This is a genomic window from Lysinibacillus sphaericus (assembly GCF_002982115.1).
In the GTDB taxonomy this organism is placed as follows: Bacteria; Bacillota; Bacilli; order Bacillales_A; family Planococcaceae; genus Lysinibacillus; species Lysinibacillus sphaericus.
Genome location: NZ_CP019980.1, coordinates 2,575,549 through 2,590,014 on the forward strand (window position 1 = coordinate 2,575,549; position 14,466 = coordinate 2,590,014).

Below are 14,466 nucleotides of genomic sequence, written 5' to 3' on the forward strand. Positions count from 1 at the left end.
ATTAAAAGTGTCAAGCACTATTTGGGTGCCTGACACTTTATGAAGTTGCCTTATTTACTTCTGACAAACAATAGTTTAAACCACTGATTAACTAAAAACGGCATAAACGATAAGCTATAAATAAAGCCTAATTGGGCGCCACTTAATGCGGCCACTTCGAAGATACCCGTAAATGATGGAACAAATAATACGGCATGTAAAGCAACAAAACCGATTAAAAATGCTAACCAAGTATATTTATTCGAAAATACACCAATGGCAAAAATCGATTGCTTCGATCTGGAATTAAAGCCATGAATTAATCTCGACAAACATAAAGTAGTAAACGCCATCGTACTAGCTGTTAAAGTATCTCCTGTTGACAATCCGATTTCAAAAGCAACAGCTGTAGCAATTGCAATTAATAAACCTTCCAGTATAACTTGCGTCGTAAAAGCTTTATTTAACAATGGTGTGCGAATATCTCTTGGCTTGTCCTTCATGGTGTTTTTATTATTTGGTTCCAGTCCAATGGCAATGGCCGGCAAACTATCGGTAAGTAGGTTAATAAATAATAGATGAACAGGTGCAAATGGAACGGGTAAACCTAATATAGTAGCATATAAAACGACAAAAATTGCCCCTGCATTTCCAGATAACAAAAATAAAATCGCATTTTTAATGTTCGTATAGATGCTTCGTCCATTCGAGATTGCTTTGACAATCGTTGAAAAATTATCATCTGTTAATATCATAGATGATGCATCTTTCGCTACTTCAGTACCGGTTATCCCCATTGCTACACCGATATCAGCTTGTTTTAAAGCGGGACCATCATTGACACCATCACCGGTCATCGCAACGACATTGCCCTTTTCCTGCCACGCTCTCACAATACGAATTTTTTGTTCCGGCGTTACGCGAGCATAAACTGAAACATCTTGAACTTTTTCTTGCAGTTCGCGATCCGTTAAACCTTCAATTTCAGCTCCTTCAATCGCTTCGGATGGGTCCTGTAAAATCCCGATTTGTTTGGCTATGGCAGTGGCTGTTATTTTATGGTCACCTGTAATCATTACAGGTTTAATACCTGCTTTAATACAGCTTTCAACGGCTGCCTTCGATTCCTTTCTAGGTGGGTCCATCATTGCTATTAATCCTACAAAAATTAAATCTCTTTCATCAAATACAGTAATTGGACGGCCTTCTCTTACTTCCTTATATGCAATGGCTAATACTCTTAAACCATTCATTGAAAAATCTCGATTCACTTCTTCGATTTTTTTTCGATGTTCTTGCGTCAGATTAACTAGACCTTGCGACGTATTCATTTTTGACATTTTGAATAGCAGAACGTCTAGTGCTCCCTTAGTAATCATAATACTTTGCTGATTAATCCGATTAACCGTACTCATAAGCTTCCGATCTGAATCAAAAGGGAGCTCTGCCACCCTTGGACAATGGTCTCTAACAAGTAATTCATCAAAATCATACTGCTTTCCTAATTTCACAAGGGCAATTTCAGTAGGATCCCCGATTTCCTTATGATCTCTTTCCAACGCATCATTACATAATAACGCCTTTAAAATCAGATCTTTCTCAATTGCATTTTTCATATATAGTTGATCGTGTGGAATCACTTTCTGATTAACGTATACATGTTGGACAACCATTTTGTTTTCAGTTAAAGTCCCTGTTTTATCTGAACAAATAACCGAAACACTTCCCAAACTTTCAACAGCAAAAAGCTTTCGTATTATAGCATTTTCCTTTGCCATTTTTTGTGTCCCAAAAGCCAAGACAATTGTGACAATCGAACTTAATGCCTCTGGTATGGCGGCAACTGCCAACGAAACAGCAAACATAAACGATTCTACTAATTCACGGCCTCGAACCAAATCAATTGTGAAAATAACAACACAAATCATTGTGATGCCTAAAGCTAATTTTTCTCCAAATTGATCTAGACTTACTTGTAGAGGCGTTTTCTTTTCTTTTGCAGTATCAAGTAAATTAGCAATTTTCCCAATTTCCGTGTCCATTCCGATAGCTGTCACAATAACAACGCCTCGTCCATTCGTGACAAAGCTTCCAGTGAAGACCATATTTTTCTTATCCGCAATGGTTACATCTTCCTTAATCGAATCGGCACTTTTTGCGACAGCTAATGATTCACCTGTCAACGAACTTTCATTAATATGAAGATTATGGCTTTCTAGTAATCTTCCATCAGCATTTATATAATCTCCAGCCTCCAAATATAGAAGATCTCCCACAACGATATCTTCAGAAGGAATTTCTATTATTTGATTATTACGCATTACTTTCGCTATGGGCGAAGACAGTGCTTTCAAATTACCTAAAGATTTTTCTGCCTTTACATGTTGAACAGTGCCCAGAACTGCATTTAAAATAATAACAATCAAAATAACAATCGTACTTTCTACTTCACCTAATAGAAATGAAATAAAAGCCGCTACCATTAAAATAATCACTAATAAATCTTTAAACTGGCCGAAAAAAACGGCAAGTGTACTTACCTTTTTACTTTCCTCTAAAACATTATACCCGTAAACCTCTTGCCTCTTTTGAACGTCATAATCACTCAATCCCTGATTGGTCACATTCAGTTTATTCATGACTTCAACGGACGACTGCTGATGATACTGTGTCATTTGATTCTCCTTCCAGTGTAAATTATTAATAATAGTTGTGTTATTCAACATAGAGCGGACTATTGCAATAGAAGGAAAACAACTTTATCTTTATTGCACAGTCTTTTAGCTATCAAAATGTCGTTTCTATCACTTGGCCCCTTTTGACTTGTATTTTTTCTATTACAAGCCGTGATTTCTGTTACATAATAGTAAAAATTATGTGCTCTTTTGCTCTCGACTCCATATTCCTAATAGTAGAACTATAACAATCTATTCCGTGTCCTAATCCAGTATGATAATAATTGATAGAGAGATTAAATTTTTTGTCCGATTAACAAAGCTAACTTTGCTCTCGCAAATAAAATAACAAGCCCCTCTCGACGTTCAGCATCAAGAGGGGCTATGGGTAAAAAACTTATCAAGGACTAGATTTCCATAATATGTAGAAAGCTAATTACTAGTGACAGACACCTGTTATTGGCTATTAAAAATGCATCACGTACTTCCATTGATTTCAAAAGATTTATAATACATAAATATCACAATTATTTAGTAATCTATGGTATACTGCTTTCAGTAGCACCATCAAAGGGCACAAACCAATTCGAAGCTGTAGCGTATTTTATACGATGCAGCTTTTTTATTTTAGATTTACTCAATTCCCACTTTACAATATAATGGTTTAACTAGAAAATATTGAATACATACTCATTTAAATAACTTTACCAAATGAAAATTCCAAATCATTAAAACAACTTCGCCAAATGACAAGCAAAGGAGAAAATCCAATGAATGTAGAAAAAATCTTTGAAAGCTTCCCATTATTACATTCTAGCAACCTACAATTTAAACAAATAGAAGAAAGCCATTTAGACATGTTATTCGCTATCTACGATAATGAAAAAGTATTTCAGTATTGTGGCATTATCCCGAAACACAATATTCAAACTGTCCAAAAAATGATTAGTCATTTTGAACGTGACTTCACGAAAAGAAATAGAGTGAAATGGGGGATTTTTTATAAAGATCAACCAGATTCTTTAGTCGGTATAATCGAAGCGATGGATTTTAACCAAAAAGTAAATATGGTAACAATCGGCTACTATTTAGCAGAGGACTATTGGAATAAGGGCATTGCAACGGAATCTGTACAAACCATTTGTAAATTTTTATTTGATGAAGCGAACATTAATAGAATTCAAGCAGAGGTTATGCCGATGAACGATGCGTCAAAAAAAGTGCTTTTAAAAAGTGGCTTTATGAAAGAAGGTTTATTAAGACAAGCTTCTTTCTGGTCTGGTAAAGGTATTGTTGATTTGGAAATTTACAGCATTTTGCACAAGGAGTACAATAAATAAATTGAAAAGGCACGCTAAACAGAACTATTCTATTTAGCGTGCTTTTATTTGTTTATCTTCATACATGTTTGTAGCGTTAAACGGTTCCATAAACCGAATTTACAATCGTTTAATATCTGCTCATCATCACCTACTATTAGTAGTTTAACAAGTCAGGCTTTGTAATCAACAAGAGGATCATATAAGCTTACCGACATTTGCAAAAGCTATTATTTTCTATTGTATGAATGTAGACATCCTACTCCGTTTTCATTCCTTTTTTAATCGTCTTTTGATTTCTGATGCATGTAAATCAATATTTATCTTTTAAAGCGTTTCTAAACGCTAAAAATCCCAATATTAGCATTGCTATACTTAGAGGAGCAAATAAGAGGAAAAACACCTCTTTGCTGACTTTATTAGTAAAGAATAAAATTAGTAAAAGGAGAGTTATTGCAGTAATAAAACTTACATATTTATTATATTTGTAAGACATATAATGCACCCTTTCCAACTTTTAATTATTTGATTTTTCAGTTATTTAATTCTAGTATATAAATTACGTAGTTTTACATATGAACATTTATGAGGTACTTCAGAAACAGATAAAAGTAAGAGAGAGGTGAATTTCGTGAAAAGTAAAACTATTTTCTTTATTTTTTTAACATTACTCTTCATTTTCTGTTTAGGGCTGCTATCATTCTATAGTCTTAGCAATGAATAGCAACGTTTATCTATCATCATTTGTATCCAAGCAAACAGCCCAGTCTATAACCACTTTAATGCAATAAAAGTACTCTAAACAGATAGATGTAGCCTTGTTTAAAGTACTTTTATTGATTAGCTGTATGAATTTTTAAAAACTATCCACAAATCAAATCTACAATCTTAAGATTTCAATTCTCGCCATTTCCAATATGCTTCATATAGCATATCATGTAGAAATTCCTCATACTCTCGTTCCTCATCTAGACCTCTCTGTTCTAATTTTAGCCCTAACCACACCGTATTATCTTTTCTAAATTTAGGATCACCAACACCATCTACAATACAGAAAAAGTGAAAAAAGGTTGAAAGCATCCGATCGCGAACAATCTTTTCAATGCCACAAATACTATGAAAATCAAATTCATTTGCTTTTAACGCTTTGACTTCTTCAACACTTAATTTAAGCTCATCCTCTATGCCTATTATCGCGTTTTCTGGATTTCGTAGGCTATCACCCATTTTAGAGTATTCTTCAATTAAATCATGAACCTCCATTAGTAAACACATTTGACTATCCATCTATATCACCACTTTTAAGTTAATTTAGAAAAAAGACCCTCATATATTTATCGCTGAGCCATTTCCTTAGTGGTAGCTTATTTACTTACGCCATACAGTTTAAAAAGTTCACCTGATTCATATTGTTCAAGAACTATGCTTGCCTCAAAACTGGTCATATTCTGTTCCATCCCTGCAATCTTTTCAAGCATTTTTACAGCATCAGCTCTACGATAATTCAATACAATTGCATAAATACTGCAAACATATAAGACAAAAGGATTTTCATGTAAAAACAACTCATCTAACACGTCTGTTGCAAGTTCAGATGATTGCTTTAGTTGCTCCAAAATAGCTAGCAACGCCTTATTTGATTTATTTCCTCTTTTATAATCTCCAGTCATCGGCGTTTCTTCTGCTATCAAGCAATGATTAATAAACTCTTCAACTAATATTTTTTTATCTTGCACATTATCACCTCATATTATTATCGTAGTCTATCCATAATTTTTATACCATAATCGTATTGATAATCCCAACTCTTTCCGGCTAACCAATCCCTTACTCGTTTACCTTCTGAATATGGCCGGATAGAATTATAGTATCCTGTAATTCTTTGATGATGTTGTATATCTATGGATACGATATTACAAGTATTGTGAATAGATGTTTTACTAAAGCCAGACTTTGCAATTTGTGATTGTTCAACAATATGATGCCATTGTCTATTTGTACCAGCATTCCCTAAAAATTTTCTTAAAGAGTCAAAACTATTAAAGCCTCTATGAGATAAGTTTTTAATTGGTATTCCAAGAACATATCTTGCAGTTGTTCGAATTGCAACTCCTCCAACAACATACACAAAGACCGGTAATACAGAAGCATTTAATTCAGTTGTGTCAATATTGTAAACTTCACCTGTTTCGATGTCTTGTAAACTTGCTTTAAATACATCGTCATTGTTCTCATGTACAACTGCGGCAAGTTTTTTATGAATCTCTTCACCTTTTTTCGTCTATAAAGGTACTAGTTAAGATAATAGTATCGCTTTCTGGATACATATCTAACTCAAATCCAGCTTCGAAATCATTTGTATTCAAATTAAGAGTTACAATAATTTGTCCATTTTTAAGGATTTCAATGCCTAAGTCCAAAGATTCAATATCTTCAAGTGTTTCCTTTCCATATAAATTTGTAATTTCTTTTTCTATCTCTTTCCTTATTTCCTTTTCTGCTTCTTTAATTTCTGTATCAATATCATTTTGAAACTGTTTTTCATCATTATTTTCGTTAGAAAGCTTATTTATAGGAATAATCGTACTTGCACCTGCATGCGGGATAGTTACACCGAAAATTAAAAAAATAACCATTAATATAGAGATAATCTTTTTCATAAATAATCTCCTTTCGTTATTAATTATCTTCTATAACCCCATATCCATATTCACGATCAAAACCTTCTTCACCTAAATCTTTTGCTTGCTGCTTTAACAGTGCCACTATTGATTCCTTACTTAACGATTTTTTTTGTGCAACGATTTGACTGGAAATATATTTAGTAGCCTTTGCAGTTGCAAAGGACGTCCCAGTAAATTTTCTATAATATCCATTTTTGTCTATAGCTACGACGTCTTCTCCCACAAAGGCAAAATCAATTTTTCCTTTTCCTGTTGAACTAAGTCGTCTCAATTCTTTATCAGTCGCAGTAATAGATATCACTTCATCATATTTTGCTGGATAATCAACACCAAAACCGAAAGTGTTACCAGCCGCTGCTATAATAAGAATTCCATTTGCAACGGCTTTACCAATAACAGTTTTGACAGCTAAATTTTCCGTTTGATATCCAAAGCTGATATTGATAATATCTACTTTTTGCTCAATACACCATTCTATGGCTTTAACTAAGTCATCTGCCTTCCCCTTACCGTCCTTGTTCAAAACTTTTACATCAATCAAGTCTATCTCACTATTTTCAATAATATTGGCAATTGGAGTTCCATGACTCATTTCATCAATAGTCGGCGATGTCGGGTCGATAGCATTAAATTCATCAACAATACCACTTTCCAAAAATTCTTCATTAATGCCACTATCTAAAATTGCCACCTTAAGCTTTTCCTTTTGGACTTCCTGATTTTCTGATACAACATGATGAGTAAACACTAAGATAATGATTAAGGTAGCAAATATAAAAAAGAAACTTTTTCATATATACCTCCTTTAATAATTTAATAGTTTTGTTTTTCTCGACAATTATATATTAATTGAATATTTAAAAAATTTAAATGCATTTAATACAAATTTACTCTTAAAATTCATTTTTTCGACATTTTTTTCAGTTCGAATACGAGAATTTCTTAAATATTCGACATTAAATTTGATGGTTCTATTAAAAGGGAATTTAACAAGAGAGTTCAGAGAGCCTAAGAAAAGCAACATCTTGATGAAGTTTTTACGCAAAATACTGATTTCGCTATTTCTGCCTAGTTCCTTCCCCCAAAGAAGAACATGCATTCCCCCTCTTTTATTTCTTTATCGTGAATATTTTGTATTGCATAATAAAGTTGGTGCGAGAGGATAATTTAAAACTACAAATTATAGTGTCGGATAATCTGTAGTTGTTATCTATCAATTAAATTAGCTACCATCAAAAAAAGATTGTAGATAAACCCGAATCGCAGGATTATCTACAATCAAACTGTAGCTATACTTCTATTTAATACTTTTAGCAGCTTGTTGTATAAGCGCAGCTACCATTGTATCCATTTGTGCGAAACGATCGTCCTTCGTTTGTCCGTTGACATAACGATAATAAATTTGTTGGCAAATGACCGCTAATTTAAAATAAGCAAACGTTATATAATAGCCGATTGTTGAGACATCTCGACCACTTTTCTCCGCATAGTGCGCGATAAATTCCTCTCTCGAATAAAATCCAGGATGAACCGTAATCGGTGGCTCCCCTAATGCATACAACAACATTTTTGGATCATCTGCATGCATCCAATAACTCATCGCAACACCGAGATCTGCTAACGGATCACCCACTGTTGTCATTTCCCAATCAAAAAGCCCAATCATTTCTGAGTAATCTTGTGAAAACATCGCATTGTTGAACTTATAGTCATAGTGAATAATTGTCGCTTCATTATTTGTCGGTATATTAGCCTTTAACCAAGCCGTTAGCGCTGCTACCTCTGACAGCTCAGCTGTTTTTGCTTTCTCATAACGGTCAACCCAACTAACCACTTGGCGTTCCATAAACCCTTCAGGCTTGACCATATCCTTTAAAGCCGTTTCCTTATATGGAATGGCATGGAGCGCTACAAGTGATTCCACCATTTTTTCAGACAATTGACGTGCAAGTGCTATTGTCGATTCTGTCCCTGATGGGAAACGTGTGTCCAACACGACACCTTTTTTTCGTTCCATTAAGAAAAAGTCACTGCCGATAATGCTGACATCATCGACATATACATATGGTTTTGGTACAACAGCTAAAAACGGATGAAGCGCCGATAAAATGGTAAATTCACGCTTCATATCATGCGCTTTTTTTGCCACTGGCCCAAGAGGTGGTCTGCGAAGTACAATTTCAAAATCCGCTATTTTTAAACAGTAAGTTAAATTAGAATGACCCGCACTAAATTGAGAAATTTCTAGTTTCCCCTCTGGTAAGTCTGGGAAATGTCGCTTTAAAAAAGCATGTAATTGCTCTGTATCGATTCGTTCACTTGCCCTTACTTGTATCGTATCCATAGGAACCCCCCTTAAATAATTGCACTCATTCCACCATCTACCACAATCACCTCACCTGTAACATAATCCGAAGCTGCAGCTGCTAAAAATAATGCAACGCCCTTCAAATCATTTTCAGCACCTAGACGCTTTAAAGGTGTAGCCCCCATCAAATAATCTTGTCCTCGTTCTATTAAAACATTTGACATTTTCGTTGGGAAAAATCCAGGGGCAATGGCATTAATGTTTATGCCTGATGGTCCCCATTTCACCGCTAAATCTTTGGTTAACGTAATAACTGCACCTTTACTAGAGTTATAACCAATTGTATCCATAAAATCAGGGAGTGTACCACCAAGCCCTGCAATAGAAGCAATATTAATAATTTTCCCCGCTTTTTGTGCAAGCATCACTTTACCAACAGCCTGCGTCATTAAAAATGTACCGTTGACGTTCACATCAAACACCTTTTGCCATGCCTCGTATGGCATATCGACAGCCGGCGCCCCCCATGAAGCACCACTATTGTTTACTAAAATATCAATCTTACCAAAGGTCTCTAATGTTTTTGACACAACATGGGCAATTTCCTCTGGTTTCGTCACATCACAGGCAAGCGCAAGTGTCTGGACACCTAATTGTGCGAGTTGTGTCGCCATTTCCTCACAAGCCTCCACTTTGCGTGAGCACAGCACAACGTTGGCACCAGCCTCTGCAAAGCCTTGCGCAATTTGTGCACCAAGTCCACGACCACCACCTGTAACAATAGCGGTTTTCCCTTGCAAGCTAAATAGGTCAAGAACAGTCATTTTACCAGCTCCTGTTGCTTTGGGGCATGTTTTTTCAGTTCCAATTTCGCTACAGTATTACGATGCACCTCGTCTGGTCCATCTGCTAAACGCAATGTGCGTGAATTGGCCCACTGAGCAGCGAGCGTCTTATCAGGTCCAACGCCAGCAGCACCAAATGCTTGAATGGCACGGTCGATGACACGCAATGCCATATTCGGTGCGACTACTTTAATCATCGCAATTTCAGCCTTCGCCTCTTTATTCCCTACTGTATCCATCATGTATGCTGCTTTTAACGTAAGCAGCCTTGCCTGTTCAATATCAATACGTGATTCTGCTATTCGTTCACGCATCACGCCTTGGTCTGCTAGCGGTCGATGGAAGGCTTGACGCTCTAGTAAGCGGCTACACATTTCTTCTAAAGCGCGTTCAGCTGCTCCGATAAGACGCATGCAATGATGAATGCGGCCTGGGCCTAAACGACCTTGAGCAATCGCAAAACCTTTCCCTTCACCCCATAAAATATTGTCCACAGGTACTCGTACATTTGTAAACGTAACCTCTCCATGACCTTCAGGTGCATGGTCATACCCAAAGGCCGTTAACATGCGCTCTATTTTGACACCTGGTGTATCCATTGGAACTAGAATCATTGATTGTTGCTCATGGATTGAAGCCGTAGAATCCTTATGTTTTCCCATAAAAATAGCGACTTTACAGCGTGGATCGCCAGCCCCGGTTGTCCACCACTTATGACCGTTTAAAATATACTGATCACCATCTCGTTCAATGCTAGCCTCAATATTGGTCGCATCACTAGAGGCCACTGCAGGCTCCGTCATCGCAAAGCAAGAGCGGATTTCTCCACGCAATAGCGGCTCTAACCACTCTTTTTTTTGCTTATCTGACCCATAGCGTACAAGTACCTCCATGTTCCCCGTATCCGGCGCATTGCAGTTAAAGACTTCCGGCGCTATTAATGATCGGCCCATAATTTCACATAAAGGAGCATATTCTATATTCGATAAACCTGCGCCATACTCGCTATCAGGTAAAAATAAATTCCATAGCCCCGCTTCCTGTGCTTTACGCTTCAATTCTTCCATAATCGGAGGAATCGCTCCCCAACGATCCGCCATTGCTTCCACCTGTGCCGCATACAGTGCCTCATTTGGATAAATATACTGCTCCATAAATTTCGTCAGTTTTCCTTGCAGTTCTACTACTTTTTCACTATAAGAAAAATTCATATGAAAGCCCCCCTTTGATTGACAACACGAATGAAAAATGAATGATTATTCATTCTTACTCTTACATTAAATGTTACCGCTATACGGCATGTAAATCAATCATCTATTCCATAAAAATTTGAATAAAGGAGAAAATTCATATGCAAAAACAGCTAAAAAAAGCATCTCCATTATGTCTTCTTTTTACAGCCATAAAAAATAATAACTATATTAAAATATCGTCAACATTATCTTTTACTATCAAAATAATGTATAACACCATCAATGAATTGTCGGATCGCAAAGGGCAGATGTCGATTTTTTAAATACACTAAATAAACATTCCTTTGTAAATTAGGGCAATCAATTTCTTTTTGAACAATCGTCTTCGCGGTTGGCCCCTGTAAATAGTTTTCAGGCAGAATGGTAATACCTAGATTTTCGCGAACAAGGGATACAGCCGTTTCAAAACGTTCGATTTCAAATTGAACATTGATTGCTTGACCCGCTTGTTCAAATGCATTCAAAATATCCTGCCTTGTTTGAAATCCATCTGTACTAATAATGAAAGGCTCTTTGCTTAAATCTGCAATGGTCAGTAAATCTTTCGTCGCTAACGGATGATGTAAAGGTAATACAGCGACAAGTCGTTCCTCATACAAACACTTCACTTCTAGCTCTTCATCGTCCATCAATTGATTGGTAATAATCACATGCGTTTTGTAGCCTTTCAGTGATTTCTTGACACGCTTGCTACCTAAAATATCGACTAAATGAAATTTCATCTGTGGATAGCGCTTTTTATATTCGACAATTGCTTTTGGTAACCAATGCTTAATCGACTCCATTACACCGATGGTCAAATCACTTGTACCATGTACAATGACCTCGTCCATTTCAATTTTTAGCACTTCCATATTTTTTAAAATAACTTTTGCTCGTTCATATAGAAGCTGACCTGCTTCGGTTAATTGCAAATTTCTTGTATTTCTTTCAAGTAAAGAAGAACCAACTTCTTGTTCTAATTTTTTAATAGCATTACTTAAAGAAGGCTGAGAAATATGCAATTTTTCAGCTGCTTTCGAGTAATTCATATGCTCAATAACAGCGATAAAATATTGTAATTGTTTTAAATCCAAAACAACCTACCCCCCATTTATAGTTTTAAACTATAGATTAATAATAATTATATATTAGTAAATATAATTATGTGAATATATAATAAATTAACACTACAACAATAATGTTAATGGAGTTGATAAAGAGATGTATACAATGACAGATCAAAAACAATGGAAAGGTCGCATCGATTCAACTACTAATCCAAGTAGTTTCCGATTACATCAAAAAGTAAAACGATTGGCTATTAACGATGTAAGCGCTTCACAACAAAAAAATGCTGGGATTGTTGGGTTTATATGTGATGAAGGGGTACGCCGCAATCAAGGGCGTGTTGGTGCAGCGAATGGACCCAATGCACTTCGTGGTGCACTGGCAAGCTTACCGTGGACATTTGATGAGCAACAGGAAATTATCGATGTCGGTAACATTCTTTGCCTCAATCATGCGCTAGAGGATGCACAACAAGAGCTCGGTGAAATTGTTCAAGGTCTACGCGCTAAAAACATGCAATGTATTATCCTTGGTGGCGGTCATGAAACATTATATGGGCATTACTTAGGTGTTCGTGCAGCATTACAAAAAGGTGCCCGTATCGGCATTATTAACATCGATGCACATTTTGATTTACGACCATATGATGAACAAACTTCATCCGGTACAATGTTCCGTCAAATTTTAGAACAAGATCCACATACAGACTATTTTGTACTAGGTATTCAACGTTATGGAAATACACAAGAGCTGTTTGATAAGGCACATGAGCTGCAAGTGAATTATGTGTTAGAAGAACAAATGACAGCAGACAACAACGCGGACATTATGAACGATCTACAGCAATTTATGGATAATCATGATTATATTTTACTTACTTTATGTATGGACGTTGTCAACACAGCCTACGCACCTGGTGTTAGTGCACCCTCTCCTTTTGGTCTAGATCCCAAAACGGTTCGAGCTGTAATTCAAAAAGTAGCATCCCATCCACATACCCATTCTTTTGATATATGTGAAGTAAATCCGTTACTAGATGAAAATGGTCAAACAGTCAAATTGGGTGCTTATTTTGTCTATGATGCACTCAACAACTTACTTAGGAGGAACGGTTCATGATCGAAATTAATCAAATTACAACAATATTTCTCGCAGTCGCGTTATTTGCATTCGGGAGCTTCCTTATTAATAAAATAAACTTTTTAAAGCGTTTCTGTATTCCAGCACCAGTTGTTGGTGGCTTACTTTTTGCAGCACTAGCCACAATATTAAAAACAACTGGCCTATTAGAAATATCTCTTGATACATCATTACAAAGCTTATTTATGATTACTTTTTTCACGACAATCGGTTTAGGTGCTAGCTTTAAACTGGTAAAACTAGGCGGTAAGCTATTAGTCATTTATTGGCTAGCATGTGGGTTCCTTGCGCTAATGCAAAACGTTATCGGTGTATCCCTTGCTTCACTAATGGGCATTCATCCATTAATCGGTATGATGGCAGGTGCAGTTTCTATGGAAGGTGGTCACGGTGCGGCGGCTGCTTTCGGTCAAACATTAGAAGATTTAGGAATTTCATCTGCTATGACAATCGGTGCGGCGGCTGCAACATGTGGCTTAGTGGCGGGAGGTCTAATTGGTGGACCGATTGTCAAATATTTAGTCGGAAAATACAATTTAACACCAGATGAACAAGAAGCAGAAGCTATTGAATATGAAAACAAACATGAACAAATTACATCGGATTCATTCTTTACACAAGTGGTAATCATCACATTTTGTATGGCTGTCGGAACGTATGTTGGAACTCTATTCTCCGAAGCTACAGGTTTCGTATTACCAGGTTACGTAGGTGCCATGTTTGTCGCTGTATTGGTCCGTAATATTTTAGATAAAGTGAAACCAAATGCCATTAACATGAAAAGTATTTCTTTAATCGGTGACGTCACATTAGGTGTTTTCCTATCTATGGCGTTAATGAGCATTAAACTATGGGAAATTGCCGATTTAGCTTTACCTCTATTTGTCATTGTTTTTGTACAAGTACTATTCATCGTTCTATTCTGTATTTTTGTATTATTTAAATTACTCGGTAAAAACTACGATGCAGCAGTTATGGTGGCAGGCTTTGCAGGACATGGCTTGGGTGCAACACCGAATGCAATGGCGAATATGTCAGCAGTTGTTCAACGCTTCGGTCCTTCTACAAAGGCATTCCTCGTTGTACCAATTGTAGGTGCATTTTTAATTGATGTCTTTGGTATTCCTATTATTATTACAACCATTAACTTATTTAAATAACATGAAAAAAGCCGTGCATAGTCTTTATAAGACCGTTGCACGGCTTCTTCCAT

The 14,466-nt window shown here is 36.2% G+C and carries 13 protein-coding genes and 1 pseudogene; 3 read left to right on the forward strand and 11 right to left on the reverse strand.

Features of this window, described 5'->3' with window-relative positions:
- Positions 1-50: 50 nt before the first annotated feature.
- Positions 51-2,654 (reverse strand): cation-translocating P-type ATPase, encoded by a 2,604-nt coding sequence (locus tag LS41612_RS13030; RefSeq protein WP_024361880.1) that lies wholly within the window; start codon positions 2,652-2,654, stop codon positions 51-53.
- Positions 2,655-3,424: 770 nt separating this feature from the next.
- Here LS41612_RS13030 and LS41612_RS13035 point away from each other — a divergent pair.
- Positions 3,425-3,994: a GNAT family N-acetyltransferase gene (locus LS41612_RS13035; protein WP_024361881.1), complete on the forward strand. Its 570-nt coding sequence runs from the start codon at positions 3,425-3,427 to the stop codon at positions 3,992-3,994.
- 867 nt (positions 3,995-4,861) lie between these two features.
- On the opposite strand, the gene LS41612_RS13045 is transcribed toward LS41612_RS13035, so the two are convergent.
- From LS41612_RS13045 to LS41612_RS13085, 10 genes and pseudogenes are all read right to left on the reverse strand, one after another.
- Positions 4,862-5,260, reverse strand: a complete 399-nt coding sequence (locus LS41612_RS13045) for a hypothetical protein (RefSeq protein ID WP_024361883.1) — start codon at positions 5,258-5,260, stop codon at positions 4,862-4,864.
- 77 nt (positions 5,261-5,337) lie between these two features.
- Positions 5,338-5,709: a hypothetical protein gene (locus tag LS41612_RS13050; protein ID WP_024361884.1), complete on the reverse strand. Its 372-nt coding sequence runs from the start codon at positions 5,707-5,709 to the stop codon at positions 5,338-5,340.
- Between the two features lie 17 nt (positions 5,710-5,726).
- On the reverse strand, positions 5,727-6,101 hold the full coding sequence (locus tag LS41612_RS23180; protein WP_137034858.1) for a hypothetical protein: 375 nt from the start codon (positions 6,099-6,101) through the stop codon (positions 5,727-5,729).
- 36 nt (positions 6,102-6,137) lie between these two features.
- A pseudogene (locus LS41612_RS23915) lies at positions 6,138-6,236 on the reverse strand (SAR2788 family putative toxin); the annotation flags it as partial.
- Positions 6,237-6,240: 4 nt separating this feature from the next.
- Positions 6,241-6,633, reverse strand: coding sequence for a hypothetical protein (locus LS41612_RS13055; protein WP_024361885.1), 393 nt, complete (start codon positions 6,631-6,633; stop codon positions 6,241-6,243).
- 19 nt (positions 6,634-6,652) lie between these two features.
- Positions 6,653-7,348 carry a S8 family serine peptidase gene (locus LS41612_RS13060; RefSeq protein WP_024361886.1) on the reverse strand — a complete coding sequence of 232 codons (696 nt, stop codon included), beginning with the start codon at positions 7,346-7,348 and terminating at the stop codon, positions 6,653-6,655.
- A 606-nt stretch (positions 7,349-7,954) separates the two neighbouring features.
- On the reverse strand, positions 7,955-9,001 hold the full coding sequence (locus tag LS41612_RS13070) for a phosphotransferase family protein (protein WP_024361888.1): 1,047 nt from the start codon (positions 8,999-9,001) through the stop codon (positions 7,955-7,957).
- 11 nt (positions 9,002-9,012) lie between these two features.
- Positions 9,013-9,789, reverse strand: a complete 777-nt coding sequence (locus tag LS41612_RS13075) for an SDR family oxidoreductase (protein WP_024361889.1) — start codon at positions 9,787-9,789, stop codon at positions 9,013-9,015.
- Positions 9,786-11,021, reverse strand: coding sequence for an acyl-CoA dehydrogenase family protein (locus tag LS41612_RS13080; RefSeq protein WP_024361890.1), 1,236 nt, complete (start codon positions 11,019-11,021; stop codon positions 9,786-9,788). The genes LS41612_RS13075 and LS41612_RS13080 overlap by 4 nt, the downstream gene beginning before the upstream one ends.
- Before the next feature lie 227 nt (positions 11,022-11,248).
- Positions 11,249-12,139 (reverse strand): LysR family transcriptional regulator, encoded by an 891-nt coding sequence (locus LS41612_RS13085; protein ID WP_024361891.1) that lies wholly within the window; start codon positions 12,137-12,139, stop codon positions 11,249-11,251.
- Positions 12,140-12,266: 127 nt separating this feature from the next.
- On the opposite strand from LS41612_RS13085, the gene hutG reads away from it, so the two are divergent.
- Both hutG and gltS read left to right on the forward strand, forming a co-directional pair.
- A complete protein-coding gene (gene hutG / locus LS41612_RS13090; RefSeq protein ID WP_024361892.1) occupies positions 12,267-13,232 on the forward strand; it encodes a formimidoylglutamase in 966 nt (321 codons plus the stop codon).
- Positions 13,229-14,413 carry a sodium/glutamate symporter gene (gltS, locus tag LS41612_RS13095; protein WP_024361893.1) on the forward strand — a complete coding sequence of 395 codons (1,185 nt, stop codon included), beginning with the start codon at positions 13,229-13,231 and terminating at the stop codon, positions 14,411-14,413. Before hutG ends, gltS begins: the two co-directional genes overlap by 4 nt.
- Positions 14,414-14,466: the final 53 nt, after the last annotated feature.

Bases quoted from the DNA above. Each gene is read 5' to 3' on its own strand.
- gltS (WP_024361893.1), top strand. From the start codon at position 13,229: ATGATCGAAATTAATCAAATTACAACAATATTTCTCGCAGTCGCGTTA.
- LS41612_RS13030 (WP_024361880.1), bottom strand. From the start codon at position 2,654: ATGACACAGTATCATCAGCAGTCGTCCGTTGAAGTCATGAATAAACTG.
- LS41612_RS13055 (WP_024361885.1), bottom strand. From the start codon at position 6,633: ATGAAAAAGATTATCTCTATATTAATGGTTATTTTTTTAATTTTCGGT.
- LS41612_RS13045 (WP_024361883.1), bottom strand. From the start codon at position 5,260: ATGGATAGTCAAATGTGTTTACTAATGGAGGTTCATGATTTAATTGAA.
- hutG (WP_024361892.1), top strand. From the start codon at position 12,267: ATGTATACAATGACAGATCAAAAACAATGGAAAGGTCGCATCGATTCA.
- LS41612_RS13080 (WP_024361890.1), bottom strand. From the start codon at position 11,021: ATGAATTTTTCTTATAGTGAAAAAGTAGTAGAACTGCAAGGAAAACTG.
- LS41612_RS13035 (WP_024361881.1), top strand. From the start codon at position 3,425: ATGAATGTAGAAAAAATCTTTGAAAGCTTCCCATTATTACATTCTAGC.
- LS41612_RS13075 (WP_024361889.1), bottom strand. From the start codon at position 9,789: ATGACTGTTCTTGACCTATTTAGCTTGCAAGGGAAAACCGCTATTGTT.
- LS41612_RS13070 (WP_024361888.1), bottom strand. From the start codon at position 9,001: ATGGATACGATACAAGTAAGGGCAAGTGAACGAATCGATACAGAGCAA.